The organism is Streptomyces sp. NBC_00094 (assembly GCF_026343125.1).
Classification (GTDB): domain Bacteria; phylum Actinomycetota; class Actinomycetes; order Streptomycetales; family Streptomycetaceae; genus Streptomyces.
Map to the genome: position 1 here is coordinate 3,836,933 of NZ_JAPEMB010000001.1, position 26,920 is coordinate 3,863,852.

Consider the following 26,920-nt stretch of genomic DNA (forward strand, 5'->3'; position numbering starts at 1 on the left):
CTCCTCGATACGAACTACCGGGTAGCGGTCTGCTCCACCGCCCGCACGTACTTCCCTGCGGTACGGGAGCCCCGGTCCCCTCGGGAGGCGTGCTTCGTCGCGCGCCGTCCCAAACGCATCATGACACGATCGGCCCCGTGATGTAGCTCCCGTCTTCGTCATACGGAAACGCGTTCGAGCGGCAGCCGTTCAGTCCCTTGATCTGCTGCATCATCGCCGGTGCGAGCTTGCCCGGACCCGGGCAGCCCATGTGCTGCCGGATGCCGATCTCGTGACCGACCTCGTGGTTGATGATCAGATGCCGGTACTCGGCCGCCTCGCCCGCGAAGGTCGGCGAGCCGAGCATCCACCGCTTGAGGTTCACCACGACACCGTCGGCGGTCTCGCAGTTCAGCTCGCCGTGGGTGCGGAAGCCCTGCCGGAGGCAGAGCGCGTCGGCCGTGTCCGGGGAGGCGACCCGGATGACGAAGTCGGCGTCCCGCGAGACCAGCTGGAACCGGCCCCGGCCGTGTGCGGCCCAGCCGCGCGGATGGGCCAGGATCCGCTGGATCTCGGCGGCCGTCTCCCGCGCCGACAGCCCGCTGCCGTCCTCGACCTGGACCCGGTAGCGGCGCAGGGAGCCGCCGGTGCCGACCGCGTCACCGGAGGCCTGCGCGGTGGTGAAGGTCCCGGCGCCGGACTGCGGCACGACGGTCTTCTTCGGCGTCGGTTTCGGCTTGGGCTTGGGCGTCGGCGGCTTCGTGGTGGGCTTCGGCTTCGGCTTCGGCTGCGTCGTCGTGGGCCGTGGGGCGGGGGTCGCGGTCGTCGTCTCCACCGCGGGGGCCGCCGCGTCGTCGGCGGCCTGACCGTTGAAGTGGGCGAGGGCGGCGCCGCCGCCGAGGGCGACCGTCATCAGGACGAGCGCCGGGAGTGCGAGCCGGCTCACGGGGCCGCGTCTGTCCCTGCCCCGTCGGCGGCTCTGGGCCCTTCGCCGTCCAGCGGGTGCGGCACGCTTGCCCACGGTCTTCTCCCCTGGTTCGGCCGGTGTGGGGGAAGAGGACGTGGGGCCTCGGGTACCGGCGTGTCGGTCCTGCGGTCCCGGGGATCGTACCGGCCGCTTCGAACAGCATCGAACGCGCCGAGGAGTCTGTCCGGATTTCCCCCTGCCCGGAAGGACAGGAGGAAATCGGGACGGATCAGGTCGGTCGAACGCCTGAGCCGAGGGTCAGCCGAGCGTCTCCGCCGCGGTCTCCGAGGAGTCCCGCAGGAAGGTCGTGCAGCGCTCGTACTCCTCCTTCTCGCCGATCGTGCCGGCCGCGCGGGCGAGGGCGTGCAGCGCGCGCAGGAAGCCGCGGTTCGGCTCGTGCTCCCACGGCACCGGGCCGTGGCCCTTCCAGCCGCTGCGGCGCAGCGCGTCCAGACCGCGGTGGTAGCCGGTACGGGCGTAGGCGTACGACTCGACGACCCGGCCGCCCTCGAAGGCGTCGTCGGCGAGCTGTGCCCAGGCGAGCGAAGAGGTCGGGTACTGCGCGGCGACGTCGGCGGGCGGCGTACCGTTCGCGAGCAGCTCGCGCGGCCCCGGGTCGTCGGGCAGGTGGGTGGGGGCCGGTCCCCCCAGCAGGTTCTCGTGGATGGCCATGGGCCCCAGCCTAGGGGGTGTCTTGTCGATCAGGCCGGATCAGGGAGCGGGGTCTGGTGCCGTGGATCGCAAGGCGGAGGAGGGAGTCGACGCGGTGGGGGCACCTCCCGTGCCCGAAGGGCTACGGGGGACGTCGGCGAGTGACGACAACGCGGCGAGGCGCGGCACCAGACCCCGCGAGCCCGGCCTGATCGGCAAGACACCCCCTAGGGGGTCGCCGTCTCGGGACTCGGCGGCCGGGCTCACGCGGAGGGCGTCCCGTTCCCCGCCTCAGGTCGGGGCGTCCCGCTCCCCCGGGTCCAGCGGCGGCGACGTCACCCCGCAGTGCACCCGGCACTCCGGGTGGCACTCCGCCCGCGCCGCCGGCGTCCGCATCGTCGTCCAGGCCAGCACCGCCCCCACCACCAGGATCCCCGCGCACATCGGCATCGCCCGCCGGAAGGTCTCGTCGAACTCCTCCGCCGAGAGGTACGCCTCCGGGCCCATCCCGGCGAGCAGCGGCAGCGCGGCCACCGCGAGCAGCCCGGCCGCCCGCGCCGCCGCGTTGTTGATCCCGCTCGCGAGCCCCGCCCTGGCCACGTCCACCGAGGCCAGGACGGTCGCGGTCAGCGGCGCGACCAGGGCCGTCATGCCGAGACCGAGCACCAGCACGGCCGGCAGCACGTCCTGTACGTACGAGGCGTCCTCCCCGACCCGCAGCATCAGCAGCATCCCCGCCGCGCACAGCAGCGGCCCCACCGTGAGGGGGATCCGGGGCCCGATCCGCTCCCCCAGCTCCCCGGACTTCGCCGAGAACAGCAGCATGAGCACGGTCGTCGGCAGCAACGCCGTACCGGCGCCGAGCGCCGAGTAGCCGGAGACCACCTGGAGCTGCAGCGCGGCCAGGAAGAAGAAGCCGCCGAACGCCGCGTACACGCAGAGGGTGACCAGGTTGACCGCCGTGAACAGCCGGGACTCGAAGATCGACGGCGGTGCCATCGCACGCTCCCCCCGCCGCCGCTCCACCACCACGAACCCGGCCCCGAGCACGACCCCGGCCACCCCCGCCCACCAGGCCGCGCCGATCAGCGCGTACGTCACGAGCCCGAGCGCCGCCGCGCCCAGGACCGCGCCGAGGACGTCGAAGCGGCCGTGCGCGGTCTCGTCCCGCGACTCGGGCACGTGGCGCAGGGCGACGGGTACGCAGAGGACGGCGAGCGGCACGTTCAGGAGGAACACCCACCGCCAGCCGGGACCGTCCACCAGCCAGCCGCCGACGAACGGCCCGATCGCCGCGCCCACTCCGCCGAAGCCGGACCACAGGCCGACCGCCTTGGCCCGGTCGTCCTCGTGGAAACTGGCCTGGATCAGCGCGAGCGAGCCGGGCGTGAGCAGCGCCCCGCCCACGCCCTGGAGCGCGCGGGCCGCGATCAGGACCCCGGCGTTCGGCGCGACTCCGCACAGCAGCGAGGCCAGCGCGAACCACACCACCCCGATCACGAAGACCCGGCGCCGCCCGTACCGGTCGCCGAGCGCCCCGCCGAGCAGGATCAGCCCGGCGAGGGTCAGCATGTAGGCGTTGACGGTCCACTGGAGCGCGCCGAGGTCGGCGTCCAGGTCCTCGCCGATGTGCGGCAGGGCGACGTTGACGACGGTGGAGTCGAGCAGCACCATCCCGGAGCCGAGCACGGTCGTGAACACGATCCACCGGCCGGTCGCCGAGGCCATCCGCACGTCCCGCTCACCCATGCCTGCATGGTCCCGCGAAGAGGACGAACCCGCCCTTCGAACCGCCCCGCAGCGGGTCGGCGCGCCCGCAGCGGGTCAGGCCGGCATCCGCAGCGGGTCGGCGCGCCCGCAGCGGGTCAGTCCGTCACCCGCAGCGGGTCAGCTCGTCCGCAGCCGCGTCGCCGCCCGGATCAGCGCGTCCACGCCCCGCTCCGCCTTCTTCCTCGGGCAGCCCACGTTCAGCCGGACGAAGCCCGGCGTCCCGTACACCCCACCCGGCATGATCGCGACCTTCTCCACCGACACCAGCTCCTCCTGGAGCCGCGTCTCCTCGATTCCGAGTGGCCGCAGGTCGATCCAGGCCAGGTATCCGGCCTGCGGGGGCTCCCACACGACACCGGGCAGGCCCTCCGAGATCCGCTCCCGGAGCAGCCTCATCGTCCCCGCGACATAGCCGCGCAGCTCGTCCAGCCACGGCGCGCCCTGCCGGTACGCGGCGATGTGGGCGGTCAGCGAGAGGACGGCGGGCGAGGCGAGCCCCTCGCCGGTCTCCATGCGCCGGACGAACGCCTCGCGTGCGTCGGGGTCGCCGACGATCCCGTACGAGCCCGAGAGCGCGGGGAAATTGAAGGCCTTCGTGCCGGAGGTGACCAGCGCCCAGCGGCGGCCCCGGCCCGGCTCGGCCACCCGGGTCCACGGGATGTGCCGGTGGCCCTCGGTGGTCAGGTCGGCGTGGATCTCGTCGCTGACGACCGCCGCGCCGTGTCGTTCCGCCAGCTCGGCGAAGACGGTGAGCTCCTCCTCCGTCCACACCCGGCCGGTCGGGTTGTGCGGGGAGCAGAGCAGCAGCATCCGGCTGTCGGGGCGGGCCAGCTCCCGCTCCAGGGCGTCGAGGTCTCCGAGCGGCACGCCCCGCAGCTCGCGCCCGAGCCCGGTGACGGCCTTGCGGAATCCGTCGTACGTGGGGGTGTGGACGACCACGCCGTCGCCGGGCTCCGTCCACATCTGCAGGAGCTGCGAGAGCTGGCTGAGCACGGAGGGCGCGTACACGAGCGCCCCGGGGTCGATGTCGGTCGCGTACCGGCTCGCGTACCAGTGCCGGATCGCCTCCCGGAAGTCCCCGAGCCGCCAGTCCGTGTAACCGAAGACGCCGTGGTCGACTCGGTCGCGGAGGGCCGCGAGGACCTCCGGCGGGGAAGCGAAGTCCATGTCGGAGATGGTGAAGGGGAGCAGATCGGGCACGCCGAAGCGGTCCGCTATCCCGTCCCACTGGACCGACCAGGTGTCGTGTCGGTCTATCTCGCGGTCGAAGTCGTACATCAGGCCCTCCTCGTCGACGCACGAGGGCCCGGCACCTCAGGAGGTACCGGGCCCGTCGTTCACACGCTTACTTCAGCTTCGTGCCGGTCGAGCGGAGCGCGGCACACGCCTCGGTCACGCGGACGGCCATGCCGGCCTCGGCCAGCTTGCCCCAGGTGCGCGGGTCGTAGGTGGACTTCTTGCCGACCTCGCCGTCGACCTTCAGGACACCGTCGTAGTTGCGGAACATGTGGTCCACGACCGGACGGGTGAAGGCGTACTGGGTGTCGGTGTCGAGGTTCATCTTCACGACGCCGTTCTCCAGCGCGGTGGCGATCTCCTCGGCGGTCGAGCCCGAGCCACCGTGGAAGACGAAGTCGAACGGGTCGTTCTTGCCGAACTTCGCGGCGACGCCCGCCTGGAGGTCCTTGAGGAGCTCGGGGCGGAGCACGACGTTGCCCGGCTTGTAGACGCCGTGCACGTTGCCGAAGGACGCGGCCAGGAGGTAGCGGCCCTTCTCGCCCAGGCCGAGGGCCTCGGCGGTGCGGATGGCGTCGTCGACGGTGGTGTACAGCTCGTCGTTGATCTCGTGCGTGACGCCGTCCTCCTCGCCGCCGGTCGGGGTGATCTCGACCTCAAGGATGATCTTGGCGGCGGCGGCCTTCGCGAGCAGCTCCTGGCCGATGGCCAGGTTGTCGGCGAGGGTCTCGGCGGAGCCGTCCCACATGTGCGACTGGAACAGCGGGTTCTCGCCACGGGCGACGCGCTCGGCGGAGATGTCGAGCAGCGGACGGACGTAGCCGTCGAGCTTGTCCTTCGGGCAGTGGTCGGTGTGCAGCGCGACCGTGATGTCGTACTTCTTGGCGACGATGTGCGCGAACTCGGCCAGGGCAACGGCGCCCGTGACCATGTCCTTGTTGTACTGACCGCCCAGGAACTCGGCTCCACCGGTCGAGATCTGGATGATGCCGTCGCTCTCGGCCTCCGCGAAGCCTCGCAGCGCCGCGTGCAGAGTCTGGGTCGAGGTCACATTGATGGCCGGGTAGGCGAACTTGCCTGCCTTCGCCCGGTCGAGCATCTCGTTGTAGACCTCGGGGGTTGCGATGGGCATTCGTCCGCTCCTTGTGATGTGCGGGGTGTGTGCGTTGCTGTCCCTGACCTGGGGGCGACGTCATCGTCGACCCCATCCTTTCAGACTCTCGTCCGGGCTCCCACGGGCACGGCATGCCAAGGGGCGGGGTGTTTCACGTGAAACACCCCGCCCCTTCGGGAAAACGCAGGTCAGGACCGCTCTCACCAGAGTCCGGGACCTAAGTCACGACTTCGCGGCAGTTAGCCCAGTTCGAGATCGCCCAGCTGGTAGCCGGTGAGGTACGGCAGACCCGCCCCGGCGATCGCGTCGGCCGCGCCCCGGTCCACGATCGTGGCCACGGCGACGACCTCGCCGCCCGCCTCGCGGACGGCCGCGACGGCGGTCAGCGGCGAGCCGCCGGTGGTCGAGGTGTCCTCGACCACGAGGCAGCGGCGGCCCTTCACGTCCGCCCCCTCGATACGGCGCTGCATACCGTGCGCCTTCTGCGCCTTCCGTACGACGAAGGCGTCGAGGCGCTGCCCGCGCGCGGCGGAGGCGTGCAGCATCGAGGTCGCGACCGGGTCGGCGCCCAGGGTCAGACCGCCGACGCAGTCGAAGTCCAGGTCGGCGGTGAGGTCGAGCATGACCTGACCCACCATCGGCGCGGCCTCGCCGTCCAGCGTGATGCGGCGCAGGTCGATGTAGTAATCGGCTTCCAGACCCGAGGAGAGGGTCACCTTGCCGTGTACCACGGCCTTGTCCTTGATCTGCTGGAGCAGCTCAGCACGTACGTCAGTCATGGTCAGCAGCTTAGGGCGTGTCCGGCGGGTCAGGGACGGAGCCGCCGCGGGTCAGGGACGGAGCCGCCGCCAGCTCCAGACGCTCGCGATCTCCAGCGGGTCGATCGGGGTGACCAGGCGCGGGTGGGTGTTGAGGCCGTTCGGCGGGCCGGACTGCGGCTCGACACAGACCGCCTCCGCCGGCTCGTCGTAGATCACGACCCACTCGGCGCGGCTGGTGACCTTCAGCTCCAGCTCCTCCGGCCAGGTGAGGGTGACGTCGACGCCCTCGGGCATCCCGAAGCAGTCGTCCCAGGGGCCGGGGAGGGGATCGATCCGGCGGCCGGTGGGGAGGTGGTTCTCGCCGCGCTCCTCCTGCCAGGCGGGCGTGAAGTCGAGCCGCACGTCCTGGCCGCCCTCGCCGAGGTTGCGCAGGAACCAGGGGTGCCAGCCGGCCTGCGCCGGGAAGGAGTCGTCATAGGTCTCGATCCCGAACCGGAGGGTGAGGGAGTCCTCGGCCAGCTCGAAGACCTGGGTCACCAGGCCCTTGTACGGCCAGGGGTCCCCGAGCTCGCAGGTGAAGACCGCCTCCGTCTCCGAGGTCCGGACGGTCTTCCAGGCGAGGTCGCGGACGGTGCCGTGGATGGCGTGCGGGGGTGCGTTGACCGGCAGCTGATGGGTGGTCCCCCCGTTGCGGAAGCGACCTTCCTCGGTCCGCCCGCACCAGGGCACCATCGGGAAGCTCCCGAACCGCTCACCCTGGCGCAGCACCTCGGTGCCGCCGATGCGCAGGCCCTCGATCCGGCAGCCGTGTTCGGGGCTGATGGTCAACTCGGCGTCGCCCGCCGTCAGTCGTGTCTGCATGCTCACGCCCCGACCCTAATCGTGCCGGGCCGATTCAGCGGCGTCGACGCAGGGCCCGGCCGACGACGACGGCGGAGGCGAGGGCGAGCACGGCGGCGGGGGCGATCCACCGCAGGGTGTCCGACGCGCGGGTGGACTCGGGCGCGGGAACGGGGGCGTACCGGCCGCGCGGAGGGGCGTGGTCGACCTCCTCGGCGCTCCGTCCGATCATGGTCCGCCGCGCGTGGGCGGCCTCGGCGGCGGGCTGCGGGGAGGGGAGCTCGACCGGGGTGACGCCGAACTCCTCGTCGAGCAGCGGGTCGAGGGAGGGGGGCGGGATCTCCACGCCGAAGCCGGAGGACCGCCCGGGCTCCTCGACCCCGTCGTCGACCCCGTCATGATCGGTTTCGGGACCGACGTCGGAACCGGCGTCGGCGGGGGTACGGGGGTCGGCGTCGGCACGGGAGTCGCGACCGGCACGGGAGTCGCCGCGCGTACCGGATTCGCCGCCGGTACCGGAGTCGGCGCCGTCCTCCTCGGCCGCGTCCCCCGGCTCCTCCGCGAGAGCGGCCACCGCCTCCACGAACTTGTCGAGCAGCCGGGCGCCCGCCGTGTTCCGGGCCTCGTCCGTCGCCTCGGCGAGCCGGCCCTCCGCCGTCAGGGCGCCCGTGAAGCTCAGGCTCGTTCCCTCGTCCACCGGAGTGAGGACGACGGTCAGGGACAGTTCGGCCGAGCCCTTGCCCCGGGCCTCGGCGCCCTGCCCCTCGTAAGTGATGGCACCGTCCCGCTCGACGACCCGCAGGGTGCCCCGGTAGGTGATGGTGTGGCCGCCGACGCGGACCTTGAGGCGGCCCGCGAGGGGGCCCGCCTCCGCGTCGGCGTCGCGCTGGAGGCCTGGCACGCAGCGCACCACCCGGGCCGGGTCCGTGAGCGTCGCGCGCAGGACCTCGGCCGGTACCGGGACGAACACCTCATGCTCCATGGAAGCCGAGCCTACTCAGGCCGGGGCGTGGCGTCGCCTCTTTGCGCCGGGGCCCGCGCGCCCTCGACCGCGCCTCGCCACCACCCGCGGCCCTCCCCCGCCCTCAGCCGCCGTACCGCGGGTGCACCAGGGTCGAGGGCGGCAGCTCGGCTCCCCGGGCCCGCTCGGCTCGGCGCGCGGCGGCCTCCAGGGTGCCCGCGCCGAGGGAGCGCAGCCGGGGTGCGTCGGGTGCGAGGCCGAGGGCGGGCGGCTGCGTTCCCACGACCGCCAGGAGGAAACCCCAGTCCCCGGGCCCCTGCTCCGTACCGCCGGTGCGGTCGGCGCGGTCGGGACCGGCGGCGAAGCCGGGGGTGCGGCCGCCCGCGCTGTAGGGGCGGGTCGCGAACCCGGCGGCGCGCAGGGATGCGTCCACCGTCCAGTACGTGTGGGGGCGGTCGGTGACCGAACCGGCATGGACGGCGAACCGTCCGGAGCCGGCGAGGACCCGGGCCGCGAGCCCGTAGAACTCCTCCGAGTACAGCTTGGTGCTGGGGGTGATGCCCGGGTCGGGAAGGTCGGAGATCACCACGTCGTACCGTTCCTGCAGATGATCGGCGGCACCCCGCAGCCAGTTGAAGGCGTCCGCGTAGACCACCCGGACGCGCGGGTCCCGGAACGCCTGCGCGTTGAGCGTGGCGAGGGCCGGATCGGTGCGGGCGAGGCGTACGACCCCGGGGTCGAGCTCGACGACGGTGACGGAGCGGACGCCGGGGTAGCGCAGGACCTCCCGGGCGGCGAGGCCGTCCCCGCCGCCGACGATCAGGACGCGCGCGTGCGGGCCTCTCATCGCGGGGTGGACGAGCGCCTCGTGGAAGCGGTACTCGTCCTGGCCTGCCACCCGGAGCCGGCCGTCCAGGAACAGGTCGGGCGGCCCCTCGCGGCCCCCCGTCACGACCACCTCCTGGAAGTCGGTGTGGACGGCGACCCGCACCTGCTCCCCGTACACGGCCCGGCGCGCGGCCTCCTCGAAGTCGTCGACGAGCACGGTCGCCGTGGCGAGGACCGCCAGGACCGACACGTTCACCCCGATCAGCAGGGCGCGGGAGCGGGCGGTCAGATCGCGGCGGAACACCCACAGCACGAGCCCGCCGCCCGCGATCGCGTTGACCGCGCCGGTGACGAGCGCGCCGGTGAGCTGGCCGAGCCAGGGCAGCAGCAGGAAGGGGAAGGCGAGGCCGCCGACGAGCGCGCCGACGTAGTCGGCGGCGAAGAGGTCGGCGACCGTCCCCGCGGCGTCGTCCTGCTCGACGGGCGGGGTCCGCCGACTCGCCCGCTTCGCGGGCCCGGACAGGGCGGCCCGCTGTATGAGGGACATGAGGAGGGGGATCTCCGCGCCGATGAGCACCCCGATGGCGAGCGAGAACCCCACGACGACGTACCGCGACTCGCCCAGCCAGGCGAAGGCCGCGTACAACGCCATCGCCGAGCAGCCTCCGATGAGGGCGAGCCCGGCCTCGACCAGGCCGAAGCCGACGGCGGCGCGGCAGCGCAGCCGCTTGGCGAGGAGCGAGCCCACCCCCATCGCGAAGACCATCACGGAGAGCACGACGGAGGCCTGGGTGACCGAGTCGCCGATCAAGTAGGAGGCGAGCGCGACCAGTTCGAGTTCGTAGACCAGGCCGCAGGCGGCGCAGACGAAGACCACGGCGAGGACCGGGACCCGCACCGCGTCGCCCGATCGCGGCGGCCGCGACGACCGGGGTGGCCGCTCGCGCCGCCGCACGGGCGGTTGGCGCACCCTGGTGGGTGGCATGGTCACGGTCGGCTCGATCATGAACGTAACGCTACGTCACGACTTACTCGCTCCTTGTCACCCACACGAGTGCACCTGGAGCTCTGGGAGGGCGTATCAGAGCGTTGCGGGCATACGTACGCCGATCCGGGTCCTGGTCACCACCAACTGCCCTTCCTGCGGGTAGGCGTGCCAGGTGCGCCAGCGCACCTGGCCCTCGTGACGCTGTGCCAGCATCGCCGTGAAGGCGTGCGGGGACCCGGGGAAGGTCCCCGCGAGCCCGTTCGGGTGGTCGGCGACGAGCGCGAGCAGCTCCTGCGCACGGCCCGCGAAGGAGCCGTGCGAGAGCGTCTCGACACGTGCGGCGAATTCGTACTCCCATTCGCCGACGCGCTTGGACACGCCGAGCGGGAGCGGGGTGCTGCTGCCGGGCATACAGGCGACGGTCTCCGAGCAGCTGCGGCCCTCCTCCTCCAGGAGTACCTGGTGGGAGGCGCCGAGCAGCCTCAACTGGAGTCTGGCGCCGGAGAGTTCGAGATCGAGTACGGCGAGGGCGGGCAGCGGCTCGCGCCCGAGGGCCCAGGCCAGATCGGCCGCACGCGTATCGGTGTAGGAGGTTTTCAGGGTGGTGAGCATGGGTCGGCTCCGCAAACACGGTTTGACGGGTGGGCCGGGGGCGCCCCGGAGAGGGTCCAACGGGAGTGGGGGATCGCCGGCTCGGTTCCACACACGGTCCGAGGGCTGTCTCTGTCAGGAGCGAGAGAACCACGGACGCCGGGCGACTCGCAGCGTTTTTACCCAACTTGCCGTGGTTTCCAACCCCTTCGGGGACCCCACAGTTCAATTGTTCAATCAGAATCGATCGACAAGATCCGACGAAATGCCAACGACACGTGCCTCCGGGTCCGTTGCGCCCAGTGGGTGCTCCGCCCCCCTGGGCGCTGTCCGACGGACCGGACGCCCCCTGGCTGCTGCGGCTGCCACCCCCTGGCTGCCGCAGCCGCCGCCCCCTAGCTGCCGCCGCCGCAGCCGCCGCCACCCCCGCAGCTGGATCCGGAGCTGCAGGAGCTTCCGCCCCCTCCGCAGCCCCCGGAACCGCTGCCGCCTCCGTCGGCCCAGCTGCGACCGCTCCTCCGCCCGCCGCGTCGGCTGCCGTGCCGGACTCCGGCACCGGACCGGCCCCGGAACGCGCCGACCAGACCGATGAAGACGACCGCCCCGATGAAGATGATGAAGAGTTCCATGTGTACTACCCCCGTTCTTCTGTACGAGGGGGATGCCCTCTGCAGCCCCCCGTCAAAGCCGACTTGAGCGAGTCCAGAGGTTCAGCTGCACGAGGACGAGGAGCTGGAGCAGGAGGACGACGAACAGGACGAACTCGAACACGACGAGCTGGAGGTGGAGCAGGAAAAGGACGACGACGAGGAGGACGACGAGCACGAGGACGAGGACGAGGACGAGGACGACGATCCGGCCCACCAGCTGTCGGTGGCACCGGAACCGCCACCGGACCGCACCGTGCCGCGCAGGGACAGCGCGACGACCCACACCACGATCGCGATCACGAACGCGATCCCGAGGATGAAGAATGCGATGTTCATGCCAGGGCGATCCCCTCGGCACGTCCTCGCCAAAGCGCACTTGAGCAAGTCCAGAGCTTCCCCCCAGGATGGCGGTCATGACACGACCGCTGCTCAACCGACGGCTCGCCGAGTTCGGGACGACGATCTTCGCCGAGATGTCCGCGCTCGCCGCCAGGACCGGGTCGATCAATCTCGGCCAGGGCTTCCCCGACACCGACGGCCCCGAGGAGATCCGCGAGGCCGCCGTCCGCGCGCTGCGCGACGGCCGCGGCAACCAGTACCCGCCCGGCCCCGGCGTGCCCGAGCTGCGGCAGGCCGTCGCCGACCACCAGCGGGAGCGGTACGGGATCGCGTACGACCCCGACACGGAGGTACTGGTCACCGCGGGCGCGACCGAGGCGATCGCGGCCTCGCTGCTCGCCCTCGTGGAGCCGGGCGACGAGGTGATCGCCCTGGAGCCGTACTACGACTCGTACGCGGCCTGCATCGCGATGGCCGGCGGCACCCGCGTCCCCGTCACCCTCCGCCCGCACGAGGGCGCCTACGTCCTCGACCTGGACGAACTGCGGGCCGCCGTCACCGACCGGACCCGGCTGATCCTGCTCAACACCCCGCACAACCCCACCGGCACCGTCCTCACCCGCGCCGAGCTGACCGCCGTGGCCGAGCTGGCGATCGAGCGGGACCTGCTCGTCGTCACCGACGAGGTGTACGAGCACCTGGTCTTCGACGGGGCCGAGCACGTACCGATCGCGAGCCTCCCCGGGATGCGGGAGCGGACCGTCACCATCGGGTCGAGCGGGAAGACGTTCTCGTTCACCGGCTGGAAGGTCGGCTGGATCACCGCGAGCCCCGAGCTGACCACCGCCGTCCGCTCGGCCAAGCAGTTCCTCACGTACGTCTCCGCCGGCCCGTTCCAGTACGCGATCGCCGAGGCGCTGCGCCTCCCGGCCACGTACTTCGACGAGCTCCGCGCCGATCTGCGGGCCAAGCGGGACCTGCTGAGCGAAGGCCTCGCGCAGGCGGGTTTCGAGGTCTACCGCCCGGCGGGGACCTACTTCGTCACCACCGACATCCGCCCCCTCGGCGCCGACGACGGCTTCGCCTTCTGCCGCTCGCTCCCCGAGCGCGCGGGTGTCGTCGCCATCCCGAACGCCGTCTTCTACGACCACCGCGAGGCCGGCGCCCCCTTCGTCCGCTTCGCCTTCTGCAAGAAGACGGAGGTCCTGGAGGAGGCCGTCTCCCGCCTCAAGCGCCTCGCCTGAGACCGGAGCGGGGCCCGAGGCCGAGGCCCCGCCTGAGGCCGAGGCCCCCGCCCGGGGCCCGGGGCCCGCTCCCGCTCCCCGCTCCCCGCTCCCCGCTCCCCGCTCCCCGCTCCCCGGCAACACGAAAGCCCGGCCCGGGGCCGTGACGTACAAGAGTCACAGCCCCCGGCCGGGCTTCGGCGTACTGCGGACGGCCGTCGAGGGAGGCTCAGGCCTCCTCGTCGCCGGCCTTCTCCTCGGGGGTCGCCAGACCGAACTGCTCCACGACCCACTTGTCGAACTCGATGGAGGCGCGGACCCAGCTGACCGTGGAGGACACGAAGTGCTCCAGGGCGACGCCGGTGCCGATCAGCATCTGGGCCTCACCGATGAGACGGAGGGTGGCGGAGCCGTCCTCCTCCTCGTGCAGGTGCGTGTAGACCTTGGGCCACAGGGTGCGGCGGTTCCAGTCGTCGATCGCGTCGAGGACCTTGGCGCGGTCGTCGGCGGAGTGCGGGCGGTCGTAGAACGTCCGCACGGAGAAGACCTGCTGCTCGTCCTCGCCGCGGAACATGAAGTACGTGCGGAACTCCTCCCACGGAGCCGCGAGGTCACCCTCGTCGTCGACGACGTACTTCAGCTCCATCTGCTCGAGGAGCTGCTTGACGAGGTCCTGGTCGGGGACGACGGGGCCCGCCGGTCCTGCGGCCTGAGGCTGGGGCTGGCCCCCGAAATTCGGAATCGAGGACGGGTCGATGCTCACCGTGTATTTCCCTTCGTACGGATGCTCGCCATCCTCCCCCATGTCGGGCGGTTCGGGGGAGCCCCACCAGCCGCGATCCGCTGCGGGCTGACAAGATCTGCACCCTCCGTCGCCGCCCGACCCCTCCGGGCTACCTCGCGGCACCCACGATCAGGCCGTCCTCGAAGCAGTCCACCCGGACCGTGTCGCCGTCGACGACCTCGCCCGCGAGGATCTCCTTGGCGAGGCGGTCGCCGATCGCCGTCTGGATGAGGCGGCGCAGCGGCCGTGCTCCGTACGCGGGGTCGTTGCCCTCCTCGGCGAGCCACTCCAGGGCCTCCGGGGTGACCTCCAGGGTGAGCCGCCGGTCGGCGAGCCGCTTGGCGAGCCGGTCGATCTGGAGCCGCGCGATCCGGCCCAGCTCGGCCCGGTCGAGCGCCGAGAAGACCACGAGGTCGTCGAGGCGGTTGAGGAACTCGGGCTTGAAGCTCGCCCTGACGACGTCCAGGACCTGCTGCTTCTTCACGTCCTCCGAGGTCAGAGGGTCGACCAGGTACTGACTGCCGAGGTTCGACGTCAGGATCAGGATGGTGTTGCGGAAGTCCACCGTCCGGCCCTGCCCGTCGGTCAGCCGGCCGTCGTCCAGGACCTGGAGCAGGACGTCGAAGACCTCCGGGTGCGCCTTCTCCACCTCGTCGAGCAGGACCACGCTGTACGGGCGGCGGCGGACCGCCTCCGTGAGCTGGCCGCCCTCCTCGTAGCCGACGTAGCCGGGGGGCGCGCCGACGAGCCGGGCGACGGAGTGCTTCTCGCCGTACTCCGACATGTCGATGCGGATCATGGCCCGCTCGTCGTCGAAGAGGAAGTCGGCGAGCGCCTTCGCGAGCTCGGTCTTGCCGACGCCGGTCGGGCCGAGGAAGAGGAAGGAGCCGGTGGGACGGTCGGGGTCGGCGATCCCGGCGCGCGTGCGGCGCACGGCGTCGGAGACGGCCTGTACGGCCTCGGACTGGCCGATGAGCCGCCTGCCGAGCTCGTCCTCCATACGGAGCAGCTTCTGCGTCTCGCCCTCCAGGAGGCGGCCGGCGGGGATGCCGGTCCAGGCACCGACGACGTCAGCGATGTCGTCGGGCCCCACCTCCTCCTTCACCATCGTGTCCTTCGACGACTCCTGCTGGGCCTCGGCCTCGGAGGCCTCCGCCAGCTCCCGCTCCAGGGCCGGGATCTCCCCGTACAGCAGCTTGGAGGCGGTGTCGAAGTCGCCGTCGCGCTGGGCGCGCTCGGCCCGGCCCCGGGTCTCGTCGAGCCGCTCCTTCAGCTCGCCGACCCGGTTGAGGGACTGCTTCTCCTTCTCCCAGCGGGCGGTGAGGCCGCGCAGCTCCTCCTCGCGGTCGGCGAGGTCGCGCCGCAGCTTCTCCAGGCGCTGCTTGCTCGCCGCGTCCGTCTCGTTCTTCAGCGCCAGCTCCTCCATGCGGAGCCGGTCGACCGCGCGCTGGAGCTCGTCGATCTCGACGGGCGAGGAGTCGATCTCCATGCGGAGCCGGGAGGCTGCCTCGTCGACGAGGTCGATGGCCTTGTCGGGGAGGAAGCGCGAGGTGATGTACCGGTCGGAGAGGGTGGCGGCGGCCACCAGCGCGGAGTCGTTGATCTGGACCTTGTGGTGCGCCTCGTACCGGCCCTTGAGGCCGCGGAGGATCGCGATGGTGTCCTCGACCGTCGGCTCGGCGACCAGGACCTGCTGGAAGCGGCGCTCCAGGGCTGGGTCCTTCTCGATCCGCTCGCGGTACTCGTCGAGGGTGGTCGCGCCGACCATCCGCAGCTCGCCGCGGGCCAGCATGGGCTTGAGCATGTTGCCCGCGTCCATGGCGGAGTCGCCGCCGGCGCCCGCGCCGACGACCGTGTGCAGCTCGTCGATGAAGGTGATGATCTGGCCGTCGCTCGCCTTGATCTCGGAGAGGACGGTCTTGAGGCGCTCCTCGAACTCGCCGCGGTACTTGGCTCCCGCGACCATCGCGCCGAGGTCGAGCGAGACCAGCCGCTTGTTCTTCAGCGACTCGGGTACGTCGCCCTTCACGATCCGCTGGGCGAGCCCCTCGACGACGGCGGTCTTGCCGACGCCGGGCTCACCGATGAGGACCGGGTTGTTCTTGGTACGGCGGGACAGCACCTGCACCACGCGCCGGATCTCGTGGTCCCGGCCGATGACCGGGTCCAGCTTGCCCTCGCGCGCGGCGGCCGTGAAGTCCGTGCCGAACTTCTCCAGCGCCTTGTACTGCCCTTCCGGGTCGGGTGTGGTCACCCGGCGTCCTCCCCTGCTCTTCTCGAAGGCGTCGAGCAGCTTCGATGCGCTCGCGCCCTGCCGGTCGAGGATCTCACCGGCCTGGCCGCCCTTGGCGGCGATCCCGATGAGCAGGTGCTCGGTGGAGAGGAAGTCGTCGCCGAGCTCCTTGGCGTGCCTGTCGGCGTCGGCGATGACCGCGAGGAACTCGCGGTTGGGCTGCGGGGGCGCGACCGTGGACCCCGTGATGCTCGGCTGGGCGGCGATCAGCCGCTCCGCGCCGGAGCGCACGACCGCCTGGTCGGCCTCGACGGCGACGAGCAGGTCGGTGATGTTCGCGGCTTCCTGTCGTCCTTGACCCGCCAGCAGCGCGAGCAGCAGGTGCGCGGGAATGAGATCCGGGTTCCCCTCGGACACGGCGCGGCTCGTGGCCGCGTTGATCGCGTCCCGGCTCCGGTTGGTCAGTTCGACGTCCACGTGCGGTGTTCCTCCTCGTTGTGCGGGGTCGTACGGGCTCGTGTACGGGTACACGCCCTATGACTCTTCCAACGTACACAAAGTTGAGCCTATTCCGCTCAAGGTATCGGAGGGAGTTCTCCCCCGGGTAGTTTCCGGGGCATGGCCACAGACCCGAGGAACCCTTCCGACTCGTACCTCAGCTTCTGGCGCGAGTACCACATGTGCACCCTGACGACCCCGCGCCCGGACGGCACCCCGCACGTGGTGGCGGTCGGCGTCACGTACGACCCCGAGGGCGGATACGCGCGGGTGATCACCAACAAGCACAGCCGGAAGGTCGCCAACGTCCTGGCGGCGGGCGCGGACGGGGCGCGGGTGGCGGTCTGCCAGGTCGACAAGGGGCGCTGGGCCACCCTGGAGGGCGTCGCCCACATCCGTACGGAGGCCGAGGTCGTCGCGGACGCCGTCGACCGCTACGCCGGGCGGTACGGCCGCACGCCGGCCCCGAACCCGGACCGGGTCGTGATCGAGATCGCCCTCACGCGGGCGATGGGCCGCGCCTGAGAAGTGCGCGGGCGCAGCACAGCGGCGCCATCGCGTTTCAGGTCCGCGATGGCGCCGCTGTGTGGGGGAAGTGCCTGAGCGATCTACAACGACGGGGGAACCGCTCAGGCACTGCGGGGGGTGGCGGTGATGGTCTCGGGCTCGATCAGCTGGTGGTCCCGCTGGTCGAGATTGACGAAGATCATGCCGTACCGGATGGCACAGCGGATCGGCTGTGGGGCGCCGCGGGGACGGCGGAGACAGCGGTAAGCGCGGACGTCCTCGTCCTGCTCACGTGCGATGACGATCGGCTCTCCGACGAGGGTCACCTTCAGCGAGTCGCCACGGTGGGGGATTGCCGTGGCGAGATCGACGAAGTGCCAGCCGGACCGGTAGGCCGAGGCCATCTCCCGACGGAACCGGCGATCGTCGGGCGGAACGCTCATGCTTCCGTGTCCGCCGGGGCGACATCCCAGACGGGGTCGCTCTGACGTGCCGGGGCGACACCCCAGTCGGGTTCGCTCTGACCCGCCGGAGCGACGTCCCACACGGGGTCGCTCTGGCGTGCCGGGGCGACATCCCACGACGGGTCGAGCAGACCTGCCGGGGCGACGTCCCACACCGGGTCGTTCGGGGCTGCCACGACCGTGGCGGGCGCGCTGTCCCACACCGGGTCGCTGACGGCCAGCGCTCCTACTGCCGCCGCCCCAATAAAGACGGAAGCAAGTATCGAGCGAAGCATTTTCCTGGACATGAGCGGCTTCGACCTCACTTGATGGTTTCCTCTCCCCCGCGTACTAGACGATGGCTCACTCTTTGCGCTCACACCACCAGGGCAATGCATCATGTTCCTGAAATGCAGGATCCTGGGGGGTGATCAAATGCCACAAAAAGACATAGACGGGACACATCCTCACGGGCATGTCGACCTGTGTACAGCCGGATCGGACTTGTACGCACGTGCGTTGCGCATCGGACGAATCACACGGAGCGAGGCAGAAGCCACACCCTGCCTCATGGACCTCGATCTGCTCCACCCGGATCCCGATGATCCGGAATGGCTCCGTCCCGTCCCGCCCTCGGCGGCCCTCGCCCGGCTGGTCCACCCCCTGGAGCGGGAGATACAGGAACGCCGGGCCCTGACCATGGGCTTGTCCAGCACGTTCGAGCAGTTCCTGGCGATCAGCGCGCAGGACCCCTCGACCACCCACGCCATCACCGTCCTCGAAGGCATCCACCGCATCGACGCCGTCCTCGGCCGGGCCACGGCCGAGTGCACCCAGGAACTCCTCACCGTGCAGCCCGGCGGCGGACGCAGCGAGCACACCCTCAGTACCGCGCTCAACCGGATCCAGCCGCTCCTCGACCGCGGCGTCCACGTGCGGACGCTCTACCAGCACACCGCCCGGCACAGCCCCGGCATGCAGGTCTACCTCGAACAGGACGGCATGGACCGGCTCCAGGTCCGCACCCTGGAGGAGAGCATCGAGCGGCTCATCATCATCGACCGCTCGGTGGCGCTGATCCCCGCGCGCCAGGACCGCCAGGTCGCCCTGGAACTGCGCCACCCCGGTCTCGTCGAGTACCTGGCGTCCGTCTTCGAACAGTCCTGGGCACGGGCCACCCCGTTCGGCGAACAGCTCCCCAACACCCATCCCAGGGACGGGATAAGCGGCGTCCAGCGCTCCATCGCCAAACTCCTCGTCGAGGGCCACGTCGACGAGGCCATCGCCCGGCGCCTCGGCATGAACGTCCGCACCTGCCGCGCCCACATCGCCAAGCTCGCCACCGCCCTCGGCAGCGGCAGCCGGGCCCAGCTCGGCTACCTCATCGCCCAGTCCGGCATCCTCGAACGGGACAACTGACGACCGTGTACGTAGAGATCGACCTCGACGGACCCGCGGGCACGCTCCGGGTCTCCGGGTACGGACTGCCCACCGTGGAGCTCGTACGCGCCCCGGGAACCCGCCCCGACACCCATACCCCCATCGGGACCCGGAAGGCCGACCTGCTGGCACTCACCGTCGACGGGGAGCCGGCCCGCCTCAAGCCCGCGCGCGGGCGGCTGCTGCGCTCCTCGTACCGCGTCGACGCCCGGGTCGACGGGGTCCGCTACCGGCTCGTGCCCTGCTCGTACGTGGAGAGCCGGCTCACCCGGAACGGGCGCCGGATCGGCACCCTGGAGTCCTCCGGGGACGGCCGCGTGGACACCGACTGGGACCCGGCGGCCGACCCGACCCCCCTCGACCACGCCGTCGGCGCCGCCCTCGCCGCCGCGTTCGGCACCGGCGCCGCGCCCTGGTGGGAGACCGTCGGCGACATCGTGGCCGAGCTGATCCCGTAAGCCCGTCGGATACGCCCGGGCACCACCGGGCACCACCGGGCACCACCGGGTACGACCGGGTACGACCGGGTACGACCGGGTACGACCGGGTACGACAAGGCCCCCTCCACGGTCGTGAAGGGGGCCTCGTACGTGTCGTGCGGAGCTATTCGCCCCGCTTGGGGCGCCAGACCACCAGCGCGCTCGCCTGCTGCACGTCCTGGTACGGCACCAGGTCGCGCCGGTACGAGGCGTGCACCTGGGCCTCGCGCTGCCGCATCGCCGCCGCCGCGCCGTCGACCGCCGCCGACAGCTCGGCGATCCGGCTCTGCAGCGCCGCGACCTGGTTCTCCAGCTCGATGATGCGCTTGATGCCGGCGAGGTTGATGCCCTCGTCCTGCGACAGCTGCTGCACCTGACGGAGCAGCTCGATGTCACGGGCCGAGTAGCGCCGCCCGCGGCCCGCCGTGCGGTCCGGGGAGACCAGGCCGAGACGGTCGTACTGCCGCAGGGTCTGCGGGTGCAGACCCGAGAGCTGGGCCGCCACCGAGATGACGTACACCGGCGACTCGTCGGTCAGTTCGTACGGATTGCGTCGGCGTCCGTCCACGGGTCACGCTCCCTTCGCGGCCTGGAACAGCTCCGCCCGGGGGTCCTCGGAGGCGGTCGCCTCCCGGAAGGTCTCCAGGGCCTCGCGGGCCTTGTCGTCCAGCTCCTTGGGCACCGCGACCTCGACCGTCACGAGGAGGTCGCCCCGCGTGCCGTCCTTGCGGACGGCACCCTTGCCACGGGCGCGCATGGTCCGGCCGTTCGGCGTGCCCGCGGGCAGCTTCAGCGTGACCGGGGGGCCGCCGAGGGTCGGGACCCTGATCTCGCCGCCGAGCGCCGCCTCCGTGAAGGAGACCGGCACCGTGACGGTGAGGTTGTCGTCCTTGCGGCCGAAGACCGGGTGGTCGTCGACGTGCACCACGACGTACAGATCGCCGTTCGGCCCGCCGCGCTCGCCCGGAGCGCCCTTGCCCCGAAGACGGATCTTCTGGTTGTCGCTCACGCCCGCCGGGATGCGGACCTGCATGGTGCGGGAGGACTTGGCCCGCCCGCTGCCCTTGCAGACCTCGCAGGGGTTCTCGGCGATGAGGCCGCGGCCCTTGCAGTCCACGCACGGGTCGGTGAGCGAGAAGCCGCCGCCGCTGCCGCGCGAGACCTGCCCGGTGCCGACGCAGGTCGGGCACACCCGGGGGGTGCCGTTCTTGTCGCCGGTGCCCGAACAGGCCGTGCACGGCTGCTGGCTGGACATCCGCAGCGGTACGGTCGCGCCCTCGATGGCCTCGGTGAAGCTGAGCGTCACCTCGGACTCGATGTCCTGGCCGCGGCGCGGCTGGGTACGCGTACCCCCGGCGGCCCCGCGGTTGAACAGGCCGCCGAAGACGTCCCCGATGCCGCCGCCGCCGAAGCCGCCGGCACCGCCGGGGCCGCCCTGGGCGCCTCCGAAGAGGTCGCCCAGGTCGAAGTTGAACGAGCCGCCGCCCGGGCCGCCGGCCCGGAAGCCGCCGTTCCCGAAGAGGGCGCGCGCCTCGTCGTACTCCTTGCGCTTCTTGGGATCGCCGAGGATGTCGTTGGCCTCGGAGATCTCCTTGAAGCGCTCCTCGGCCTTGGCGTCACCCTTGTTGGCGTCCGGGTGGTTCTCGCGGGCGAGCTTCCGGTACGCCTTCTTGATCTCGGCCTCGGTGGCGTCCTTGGGGACGCCGAGAACCTTGTAGTAGTCCTTCTCGACGAAGTCCTTCGTGCTCATCGACGTCCCTCCTTCCGGACGATCGTTGCGTCACCCCTCTTCGGGGGCACCGCTCTCCTCGTCTGCCGCCTTCTCGTCCTTGGCACCGGGCGTGGCGCCCGGCTGGGGCTCGGCCACCGCGACCCGGGCGGGCCTGATGGTCCGCTCGCCGATCCGGTACCCGGGCTGCAGGATCGCCACACAGGTCGTCTCGGTGACGTCCGGCGCGTACGAGTGCATCAGGGCCTCGTGGATCGTCGGGTCGAAGGGCTCGCCCTCCTTGCCGAACTGCTGCAGACCCATCTTGGCGACGACGGTCTCCAGCGATTCGGCCACCGACTTGAACCCGCCCGTGAGCTCGCCGTGGTCCCGGGCCCTGCCGACGTCGTCGAGTACGGGCAGGAGCTCGGACAGGAGCGTCGCGACGGCGATCTCCTTGACCGTGACCCGGTCCCGCTCCACGCGGCGGCGGTAGTTCTGGTATTCGGCCTGGAGCCGCTGGAGGTCCGCGGTGCGCTCGTCGAGCGCGGAGCGCACCTGGTCCAGCTGGGCCGTGAGGCCCGCGGTACCGGCCGACTTCTGGTCGCTTGCGTCCCCGGCCGGGGCCGCCTTCTCCTCCGTGGAGGAGTCGGCGGCCTCGGCGGCGTCGTCAGGGGTGGCGCCGGAGGGGACGTCGGACTTCTCCTCGAAGCCCGGGGTCTCCTCGGTCACGCCTGACCACCCTTCTTGGGCTCGTCGTCGATGATCTCGGCGTCGACGACGTCGTCGTCCTGCGCCTGGCCGGCACCGGCCTCGCCGCCCGCGGCCTGCGCGCCCTGCGCGTCGGCGTAGAGGGCCTGGCCGAGCTTCTGGGAGACGGCCGCGACCTTCTCGGTGGCGGTGCGGATCTCGGCGGTGTCCTCGCCCTTGAGCTTCTCCTTCAGCTCGACGAGCGCGGCCTCGACCTCGGCCTTGACGTCACCGGGGACCTTGTCCTCGTTGTCCTTGAGGAACTTCTCCGTCTGGTAGACGAGCTGCTCGCCCTGGTTGCGGGACTCGGCGGCCTCGCGGCGACGGTGGTCCTCGTCCGCGTACTGCTCGGCCTCCTGGCGCATGCGGTCGACCTCGTCCTTCGGCAGCGAGGAGCCGCCGGTGACGGTCATCTTCTGCTCCTTGCCCGTGCCCAGGTCCTTCGCGGTCACGTGCATGATGCCGTTGGCGTCGATGTCGAAGGCGACCTCGATCTGCGGGACGCCACGCGGCGCCGGCGGCAGACCGGTCAGCTCGAACATGCCGAGCTTCTTGTTGTACGCCGCGATCTCGCGCTCGCCCTGGTAGACCTGGATCTGCACGGACGGCTGGTTGTCCTCGGCCGTCGTGAAGATCTCGGACCGCTTGGTCGGGATCGTGGTGTTGCGCTCGATGAGCTTGGTCATGATCCCTCCCTTGGTCTCGATACCGAGGGACAGCGGGGTCACGTCGAGGAGCAGGACGTCCTTGACCTCACCCTTGAGGACACCGGCCTGGAGCGCGGCGCCGATGGCGACGACCTCGTCCGGGTTGACGCCCTTGTTGGCGTCCTGACCGCCGGTCAGCTCCTTGACGAGCTCGGCGACGGCCGGCATACGGGTCGAACCACCGACGAGAACGACGTGGTCGATCTCGGAGAGGTTGATGCCCGCGTCCTTGATGACGTTGTGGAACGGCACCTTGCAGCGGTCGAGCAGGTCCGAGGTCAGCTGCTGGAACTGGGCGCGCGTGAGCTTCTCGTCCAGGTGCAGCGGGCCCTCGGCGGAGGCCGTGATGTACGGCAGGTTGATCGAGGTCTCCGTGGAGGAGGACAGCTCGATCTTCGCCTTCTCGGCGGCCTCGCGCAGGCGCTGGAGCGCCATCTTGTCCTTGGCCAGGTCCACGCCGTGGCCGTTCTGGAACTGCGTCACCAGGTAGTCGACGACGCGCTGGTCCCAGTCGTCACCACCGAGGTGGTTGTCACCGTTGGTGGCCTTCACCTCGACGACGCCGTCGCCGATCTCCAGGAGGGACACGTCGAAGGTGCCGCCACCGAGGTCGAAGACGAGGATCGTCTGGTCGTCCTTGTCGAGGCCGTAGGCCAGGGCGGCCGCGGTCGGCTCGTTGACGATGCGCAGGACGTTGAGGCCCGCGATCTCACCGGCCTCCTTGGTGGCCTGACGCTCGGAGTCGTTGAAGTACGCCGGGACGGTGATGACCGCGTCGACGACCTTCTCGCCCAGGTACGCCTCGGCGTCACGCTTGAGCTTCTGCAGGATGAAGGCGCTCATCTGCTGCGGGTTGAAGTTCTTGCCGTCGATCTCGATCTTCCAGTCGGTGCCCATGTGGCGCTTGACCGACCGGATGGTCCTGTCGACGTTGGTGACGGCCTGACGCTTGGCCACCTCGCCGACGAGCACCTCGCCGTTCTTCGCGAAGGCGACGACGGACGGCGTGGTCCTGGCGCCCTCGGCGTTGGTGATGACGGTGGGCTCGCCGCCTTCCAGAACGCTGACGACGGAGTTAGTCGTGCCCAGGTCGATGCCGACCGCACGTGCCATTTCAATTCCTCCAGCTGACTGACTTGAGTGGATCTGACTCAAGGATGCACGACACCCCTCGACGAGTCAACAGACCTGAGCGGAGTCGGCTCAACTCTTCGCCCGGCGCGTCACTCAAAGAGGGGCCGGAAGGGGGTCCGGAGGCCAGGGCGAGCGCGTCGATCCCGTTCCGCGCGGGGTCGTGCGTGAGAGAGTCCGGATGCTCCTTGCCGGGCAAAGCAGGCATATCCCACGAATATCCCATGATTCTCATCGGCTCACTCGGAAGGGTGTGGGGAATGACGGCCAAGCGCACCTTCGACGTCCTGGGCGGACTCGCCCTGCTGGTCGCCCTCGCCCCGGTCCTCGTCGCCGTCGCCCTCTCGGTCGCGCTCGGCGGCGCGACCCCCGGCCACGGCGTGCTGCGGCGCCGGACGGTGGCGGGGCTCGACGGGCGCACCTTCACGATGCTGACCTTCCGCACGAAGAGCCCGCTGGCCGCGCTGCCCCTGCTGCTGCACGTCGTCGGGGGCCGGATGTCGCTGGTCGGACCGTGTCCGCTGGCCCCGTCCCACCGCGAGTGCGCGGGCGAGGGACGCCGCCGGCTCTCCGTACGACCGGGGCTCACCGGTCCGTGGCAGATCAGCGGACGCTCGGAACTGCCGTGGGAGGAGCGCGAGCTGCTCGACCTCCACTATGTGGACCACCACTGGCTCGGAATGGACCTGACCATCCTGGCGCGTACGCTTCCTGCAGTCCGCAGGCGTCGCGCGGCAAGGTTTGCCTGAGCGACACAGATCACCGTGAGTGCCGCTACAGCGCGGGGCCGTGACCCGGTAATCTCAGCACGGACTCAATAAGTTACCGCTTAGTAGGCCCGCGAGTAGTAGGCCCGCGAGGCCCGCCCGAGGAGCCCTTCATGCAACTCGCCGCGATCGTCGTGTCGATCGTCATCACGGTGGTGGCCGTCGCGCTGTTCGGCCGTGCCACCGTGCAGATCTACCGCTTCGTGCGGCTCGGTCAGCCCGTCCCCGCGGGCACGCGCACCGGCGACCCCACGCAGCGCACCATCACCCTGGCCAAGGAGTTCCTCGGCCACACCCGGATGAACCGCTGGGGCATCGTCGGCGTCGCGCACTGGTTCGTCGCGGTGGGCTTCTTCGCACTGCTCCTGACGATCGTCAACGCCTTCGGCCAGCTGTTCCAGGCCGACTGGCTGATCCCGATCATCGGTGACTGGCTGCCGTACGAGATCTTCACCGAGTTCCTCGGCCTGATGACCGTCCTCGGCATCGTGACGCTCATCGTGATCCGGCAGCTGAGCAAGCCGACCAAGGCGGGCCGCAAGTCCCGCTTCACCGGCTCCAAGACGGGCCAGGCGTACTTCGTCGAGGCCGTCATCCTGATCGTCGGCGCCTGCATCATGACGCTCCGCGCCCTCGAAGGCGTCCAGCACCACGTGACCAGCTGGGAGCCGGGCTTCTTCGCCTCGTACCCGCTGATCGCGCTGCTCGACGGCCTGAGCCTGAGCACGATCCAGTACCTGACCTACTTCGTCGCGGCGCTCAAGATCGTCACGTCCTTCACCTGGATGATCACGGTCTCGCTCAACACCAACATGGGTGTCGCCTGGCACCGCTTCCTCGGCTTCCCGAACATCTGGTTCAAGCGGAACTCCGACGGCTCCACCGCCCTCGGCGCGCTCCAACCGATGACGACCGCCGGCAAGGAGATCGACTGGGAGGACCCGGCCGAGGACGCCGTCTTCGGTGTCTCCCAGGTCGAGCAGTTCTCCTGGAAGGGCATCCTCGACTTCTCCACCTGCACCGAGTGCGGCCGCTGCCAGTCGCAGTGCCCCGCCTGGAACACCGGCAAGCCGCTCTCCCCGAAGCTCCTCATCATGTCGCTGCGCGACCACGCGCACGCCAAGGCCCCGTACCTGCTCGCAGGCGGCGGCAAGGACATGGAGGGCAACGAGAAGGCGACGCCCGAGCAGCTCAAGGACGTCCCCGCCTCCGCGATCGCCGAGGCCGAGCGCCCCCTCATCGGCACCGCCGAGGAGAACGGCGTCATCGACCCGGACGTCCTGTGGTCCTGCACCACCTGCGGCGCCTGCGTCGAGCAGTGCCCGGTCGACATCGAGCACATCGACCACATCGTCGACATGCGCCGCTACCAGGTGATGATCGAGTCCGCGTTCCCGTCCGAGGCGGGCACGATGCTCAAGAACCTGGAGAAGAAGGGCAACCCCTGGGGCCTCGCCAAGAAGGCGCGCGTCGAGTGGACCAAGGAGGTCGACTTCGAGGTCCCGATCGTGGGCAAGGACGTCGAGGACCTCTCGGAGTACGACTACCTGTACTGGGTCGGCTGCGCCGGCGCCCTGGAGGACCGGGCCAAGAAGACCACCAAGGCCTTCGCCGAGCTGCTGAACATCGCGGGCGTCAAGTTCGCGATCATGGGCGGCGACGAGAAGTGCACCGGTGACTCCCCCCGCCGCCTCGGCAACGAGCCGCTGTTCCAGCAGCTCGCCCAGGAGAACGTCGCGATGCTGAACATGGCGTTCGGCGAGGACGACGAGGACGAGTCGACCAAGAAGCCGAAGTCGGCGAAGCGGATCGTCTCGACCTGCCCGCACTGCTTCAACACCATCGCCAACGAGTACCCGCAGCTCGGCGGCGAGTACGAGGTCATCCACCACACCCAGCTGCTCCAGCACCTCATCGACGAGGGCAAGCTGGTCCCGGTGACCCCGGTCGACGGCCTCATCACCTACCACGACCCCTGCTACCTGGGCCGTCACAACAAGGTCTACACGCCGCCGCGCGAGATCATGTCCGCCGTCCCCGGCCTGCGCCAGCAGGAGATGCACCGCCACAAGGAGCGCGGCTTCTGCTGCGGCGCCGGTGGTGCCCGGATGTGGATGGAGGAGCGGATCGGCAAGCGCATCAACACCGAGCGCGTCGACGAGGCCCTGTCCCTCAACCCGGACATCGTCTCCACCGCCTGCCCGTTCTGCCTCGTCATGCTGACGGACTCCGTCAACGGCAAGAAGAACGAGGGCAAGGCGAAGGAGAACCTCCAGGTCGTGGACGTGGCCCAGCTGCTCCTCGACTCGGTGAAGGCCCCGGCGGAGCCGGAGCCCGAGCCGGAGCCGGAGCCGGCCGCGTAAGGGTCCGTACGTGAGAGAGGGCCGCCCCGCGTGATCGCGGGGCGGCCCTCTCCGTTTGAGGTGGTACGCCGGACTTGTCACAGCGTCCGCGCGCCTGCCCACCAGCCATGTCACGGCCCCGCCGTCCCCTGGGGATCCCTTAGGGGATGTCACAGCTCAGTGGCAAGGCTCGGCCGGACGAGCGCCCCCACAGCCGGAGCGGGTACGTTCAA

General features: G+C 70.9%; 26 protein-coding genes. 6 read left to right on the top strand and 20 right to left on the bottom strand.

The window, feature by feature from the left end:
* Positions 1-118: 118 nt before the first annotated feature.
* The 12 genes from OG580_RS16755 to OG580_RS16810 form a co-directional block, all read right to left on the bottom strand.
* Positions 119-1,000 (bottom strand): DUF3152 domain-containing protein, encoded by an 882-nt coding sequence (locus tag OG580_RS16755; RefSeq protein WP_267044485.1) that lies wholly within the window; start codon positions 998-1,000, stop codon positions 119-121.
* Between the two features lie 204 nt (positions 1,001-1,204).
* Entirely contained in the window at positions 1,205-1,618 is a 414-nt protein-coding gene (locus OG580_RS16760) for a DUF3151 domain-containing protein (protein WP_267044486.1), read from the bottom strand.
* 270 nt (positions 1,619-1,888) lie between these two features.
* Positions 1,889-3,346: an MFS transporter gene (locus OG580_RS16765; RefSeq protein WP_267044487.1), complete on the bottom strand. Its 1,458-nt coding sequence runs from the start codon at positions 3,344-3,346 to the stop codon at positions 1,889-1,891.
* Positions 3,347-3,484: 138 nt separating this feature from the next.
* The gene (locus OG580_RS16770; RefSeq protein ID WP_267044488.1) at positions 3,485-4,645 is read right to left on the bottom strand and encodes a MalY/PatB family protein; all 1,161 of its coding nucleotides are present in this window, start codon (positions 4,643-4,645) and stop codon (positions 3,485-3,487) included.
* Positions 4,646-4,712: 67 nt separating this feature from the next.
* Positions 4,713-5,735 (bottom strand): class II fructose-bisphosphate aldolase, encoded by a 1,023-nt coding sequence (gene fbaA, locus OG580_RS16775; RefSeq protein ID WP_267044489.1) that lies wholly within the window; start codon positions 5,733-5,735, stop codon positions 4,713-4,715.
* Positions 5,736-5,956: 221 nt separating this feature from the next.
* Positions 5,957-6,496, bottom strand: coding sequence for an orotate phosphoribosyltransferase (gene pyrE, locus OG580_RS16780; RefSeq protein WP_267044490.1), 540 nt, complete (start codon positions 6,494-6,496; stop codon positions 5,957-5,959).
* Positions 6,497-6,547: 51 nt separating this feature from the next.
* Positions 6,548-7,339: an aldose 1-epimerase gene (locus OG580_RS16785; protein ID WP_267048029.1), complete on the bottom strand. Its 792-nt coding sequence runs from the start codon at positions 7,337-7,339 to the stop codon at positions 6,548-6,550.
* A gap of 34 nt (positions 7,340-7,373) precedes the next feature.
* A complete protein-coding gene (locus tag OG580_RS16790; protein ID WP_267044491.1) occupies positions 7,374-8,300 on the bottom strand; it encodes an SRPBCC family protein in 927 nt (308 codons plus the stop codon).
* A 103-nt stretch (positions 8,301-8,403) separates the two neighbouring features.
* Complete coding sequence (locus OG580_RS16795) at positions 8,404-10,113, bottom strand: polyamine aminopropyltransferase (protein ID WP_267044492.1); 1,710 nt, start codon at positions 10,111-10,113, stop codon at positions 8,404-8,406.
* A gap of 75 nt (positions 10,114-10,188) precedes the next feature.
* Positions 10,189-10,707 (bottom strand): DUF2617 family protein, encoded by a 519-nt coding sequence (locus tag OG580_RS16800; RefSeq protein WP_267044493.1) that lies wholly within the window; start codon positions 10,705-10,707, stop codon positions 10,189-10,191.
* Positions 10,708-11,081: 374 nt separating this feature from the next.
* A complete protein-coding gene (locus OG580_RS16805) occupies positions 11,082-11,315 on the bottom strand; it encodes a hypothetical protein (protein WP_267044494.1) in 234 nt (77 codons plus the stop codon).
* 52 nt (positions 11,316-11,367) lie between these two features.
* On the bottom strand, positions 11,368-11,550 hold the full coding sequence (locus OG580_RS16810; protein ID WP_267044495.1) for a hypothetical protein: 183 nt from the start codon (positions 11,548-11,550) through the stop codon (positions 11,368-11,370).
* Between the two features lie 199 nt (positions 11,551-11,749).
* On the opposite strand from OG580_RS16810, the gene OG580_RS16815 reads away from it, so the two are divergent.
* A complete protein-coding gene (locus tag OG580_RS16815) occupies positions 11,750-12,919 on the top strand; it encodes a pyridoxal phosphate-dependent aminotransferase (RefSeq protein ID WP_267044496.1) in 1,170 nt (389 codons plus the stop codon).
* A 208-nt stretch (positions 12,920-13,127) separates the two neighbouring features.
* On the opposite strand, the gene OG580_RS16820 is transcribed toward OG580_RS16815, so the two are convergent.
* Positions 13,128-13,661: a YbjN domain-containing protein gene (locus OG580_RS16820; protein ID WP_267044497.1), complete on the bottom strand. Its 534-nt coding sequence runs from the start codon at positions 13,659-13,661 to the stop codon at positions 13,128-13,130.
* A 130-nt stretch (positions 13,662-13,791) separates the two neighbouring features.
* Positions 13,792-16,392: an ATP-dependent chaperone ClpB gene (gene clpB, locus OG580_RS16825; protein ID WP_267044498.1), complete on the bottom strand. Its 2,601-nt coding sequence runs from the start codon at positions 16,390-16,392 to the stop codon at positions 13,792-13,794.
* A gap of 141 nt (positions 16,393-16,533) precedes the next feature.
* Here clpB and OG580_RS16830 point away from each other — a divergent pair, with 141 nt between their 5' ends.
* Positions 16,534-16,938: a pyridoxamine 5'-phosphate oxidase family protein gene (locus OG580_RS16830; protein WP_267044499.1), complete on the top strand. Its 405-nt coding sequence runs from the start codon at positions 16,534-16,536 to the stop codon at positions 16,936-16,938.
* A 104-nt stretch (positions 16,939-17,042) separates the two neighbouring features.
* Here OG580_RS16830 and OG580_RS16835 read toward each other — a convergent pair whose 3' ends face one another.
* Together OG580_RS16835 and OG580_RS16840 are read right to left on the bottom strand one after the other, a co-directional pair.
* Positions 17,043-17,363, bottom strand: coding sequence for a (2Fe-2S)-binding protein (locus OG580_RS16835; RefSeq protein ID WP_267044500.1), 321 nt, complete (start codon positions 17,361-17,363; stop codon positions 17,043-17,045).
* Positions 17,360-17,560, bottom strand: coding sequence for a hypothetical protein (locus OG580_RS16840; RefSeq protein ID WP_267044501.1), 201 nt, complete (start codon positions 17,558-17,560; stop codon positions 17,360-17,362). Before OG580_RS16840 ends, OG580_RS16835 begins: the two co-directional genes overlap by 4 nt.
* Positions 17,561-17,798: 238 nt before the next feature.
* Between OG580_RS16840 and OG580_RS16845 the strand changes: the two genes are divergently transcribed.
* Together OG580_RS16845 and OG580_RS16850 are read left to right on the top strand one after the other, a co-directional pair.
* Entirely contained in the window at positions 17,799-18,782 is a 984-nt protein-coding gene (locus tag OG580_RS16845) for a helix-turn-helix transcriptional regulator (protein ID WP_267044502.1), read from the top strand.
* A 5-nt stretch (positions 18,783-18,787) separates the two neighbouring features.
* Positions 18,788-19,261, top strand: a complete 474-nt coding sequence (locus OG580_RS16850) for a hypothetical protein (protein ID WP_267044503.1) — start codon at positions 18,788-18,790, stop codon at positions 19,259-19,261.
* A 145-nt stretch (positions 19,262-19,406) separates the two neighbouring features.
* Here OG580_RS16850 and OG580_RS16855 read toward each other — a convergent pair whose 3' ends face one another.
* The 4 genes from OG580_RS16855 to dnaK are packed head-to-tail and all read right to left on the bottom strand — an operon-like array spanning position 19,407 to position 23,560.
* Positions 19,407-19,850: a helix-turn-helix domain-containing protein gene (locus tag OG580_RS16855; protein WP_015034631.1), complete on the bottom strand. Its 444-nt coding sequence runs from the start codon at positions 19,848-19,850 to the stop codon at positions 19,407-19,409.
* A gap of 3 nt (positions 19,851-19,853) precedes the next feature.
* Positions 19,854-21,032, bottom strand: a complete 1,179-nt coding sequence (gene dnaJ, locus OG580_RS16860; RefSeq protein WP_267044504.1) for a molecular chaperone DnaJ — start codon at positions 21,030-21,032, stop codon at positions 19,854-19,856.
* Positions 21,033-21,062: 30 nt separating this feature from the next.
* On the bottom strand, positions 21,063-21,722 hold the full coding sequence (gene grpE, locus OG580_RS16865; protein ID WP_267044505.1) for a nucleotide exchange factor GrpE: 660 nt from the start codon (positions 21,720-21,722) through the stop codon (positions 21,063-21,065).
* Positions 21,719-23,560, bottom strand: coding sequence for a molecular chaperone DnaK (gene dnaK / locus OG580_RS16870; RefSeq protein WP_267044506.1), 1,842 nt, complete (start codon positions 23,558-23,560; stop codon positions 21,719-21,721). Before dnaK ends, grpE begins: the two co-directional genes overlap by 4 nt.
* 278 nt (positions 23,561-23,838) lie before the next feature.
* On the opposite strand from dnaK, the gene OG580_RS16875 reads away from it, so the two are divergent.
* Positions 23,839-24,327 carry a sugar transferase gene (locus OG580_RS16875; RefSeq protein ID WP_267044507.1) on the top strand — a complete coding sequence of 163 codons (489 nt, stop codon included), beginning with the start codon at positions 23,839-23,841 and terminating at the stop codon, positions 24,325-24,327.
* A 131-nt stretch (positions 24,328-24,458) separates the two neighbouring features.
* Positions 24,459-26,708, top strand: a complete 2,250-nt coding sequence (locus OG580_RS16880) for a (Fe-S)-binding protein (protein ID WP_267044508.1) — start codon at positions 24,459-24,461, stop codon at positions 26,706-26,708.
* Positions 26,709-26,920: the final 212 nt, after the last annotated feature.

Excerpts from the sequence above, each read along its gene's own strand:
- OG580_RS16815 (WP_267044496.1), top strand. The coding sequence starts at position 11,750 with ATGACACGACCGCTGCTCAACCGACGGCTCGCCGAGTTCGGGACGACG.
- OG580_RS16805 (WP_267044494.1), bottom strand. The coding sequence starts at position 11,315 with ATGGAACTCTTCATCATCTTCATCGGGGCGGTCGTCTTCATCGGTCTG.
- OG580_RS16830 (WP_267044499.1), top strand. The coding sequence starts at position 16,534 with ATGGCCACAGACCCGAGGAACCCTTCCGACTCGTACCTCAGCTTCTGG.
- OG580_RS16765 (WP_267044487.1), bottom strand. The coding sequence starts at position 3,346 with ATGGGTGAGCGGGACGTGCGGATGGCCTCGGCGACCGGCCGGTGGATC.
- OG580_RS16800 (WP_267044493.1), bottom strand. The coding sequence starts at position 10,707 with ATGCTCACCACCCTGAAAACCTCCTACACCGATACGCGTGCGGCCGAT.
- OG580_RS16835 (WP_267044500.1), bottom strand. The coding sequence starts at position 17,363 with ATGAGCGTTCCGCCCGACGATCGCCGGTTCCGTCGGGAGATGGCCTCG.
- OG580_RS16770 (WP_267044488.1), bottom strand. The coding sequence starts at position 4,645 with ATGTACGACTTCGACCGCGAGATAGACCGACACGACACCTGGTCGGTC.
- pyrE (WP_267044490.1), bottom strand. The coding sequence starts at position 6,496 with ATGACTGACGTACGTGCTGAGCTGCTCCAGCAGATCAAGGACAAGGCC.
- OG580_RS16790 (WP_267044491.1), bottom strand. The coding sequence starts at position 8,300 with ATGGAGCATGAGGTGTTCGTCCCGGTACCGGCCGAGGTCCTGCGCGCG.
- dnaJ (WP_267044504.1), bottom strand. The coding sequence starts at position 21,032 with ATGAGCACGAAGGACTTCGTCGAGAAGGACTACTACAAGGTTCTCGGC.
- OG580_RS16880 (WP_267044508.1), top strand. The coding sequence starts at position 24,459 with ATGCAACTCGCCGCGATCGTCGTGTCGATCGTCATCACGGTGGTGGCC.
- OG580_RS16785 (WP_267048029.1), bottom strand. The coding sequence starts at position 7,339 with ATGCAGACACGACTGACGGCGGGCGACGCCGAGTTGACCATCAGCCCC.
- OG580_RS16845 (WP_267044502.1), top strand. The coding sequence starts at position 17,799 with ATGCCACAAAAAGACATAGACGGGACACATCCTCACGGGCATGTCGAC.
- dnaK (WP_267044506.1), bottom strand. The coding sequence starts at position 23,560 with ATGGCACGTGCGGTCGGCATCGACCTGGGCACGACTAACTCCGTCGTC.
- fbaA (WP_267044489.1), bottom strand. The coding sequence starts at position 5,735 with ATGCCCATCGCAACCCCCGAGGTCTACAACGAGATGCTCGACCGGGCG.
- OG580_RS16795 (WP_267044492.1), bottom strand. The coding sequence starts at position 10,113 with ATGATCGAGCCGACCGTGACCATGCCACCCACCAGGGTGCGCCAACCG.
- OG580_RS16875 (WP_267044507.1), top strand. The coding sequence starts at position 23,839 with ATGACGGCCAAGCGCACCTTCGACGTCCTGGGCGGACTCGCCCTGCTG.
- OG580_RS16760 (WP_267044486.1), bottom strand. The coding sequence starts at position 1,618 with ATGGCCATCCACGAGAACCTGCTGGGGGGACCGGCCCCCACCCACCTG.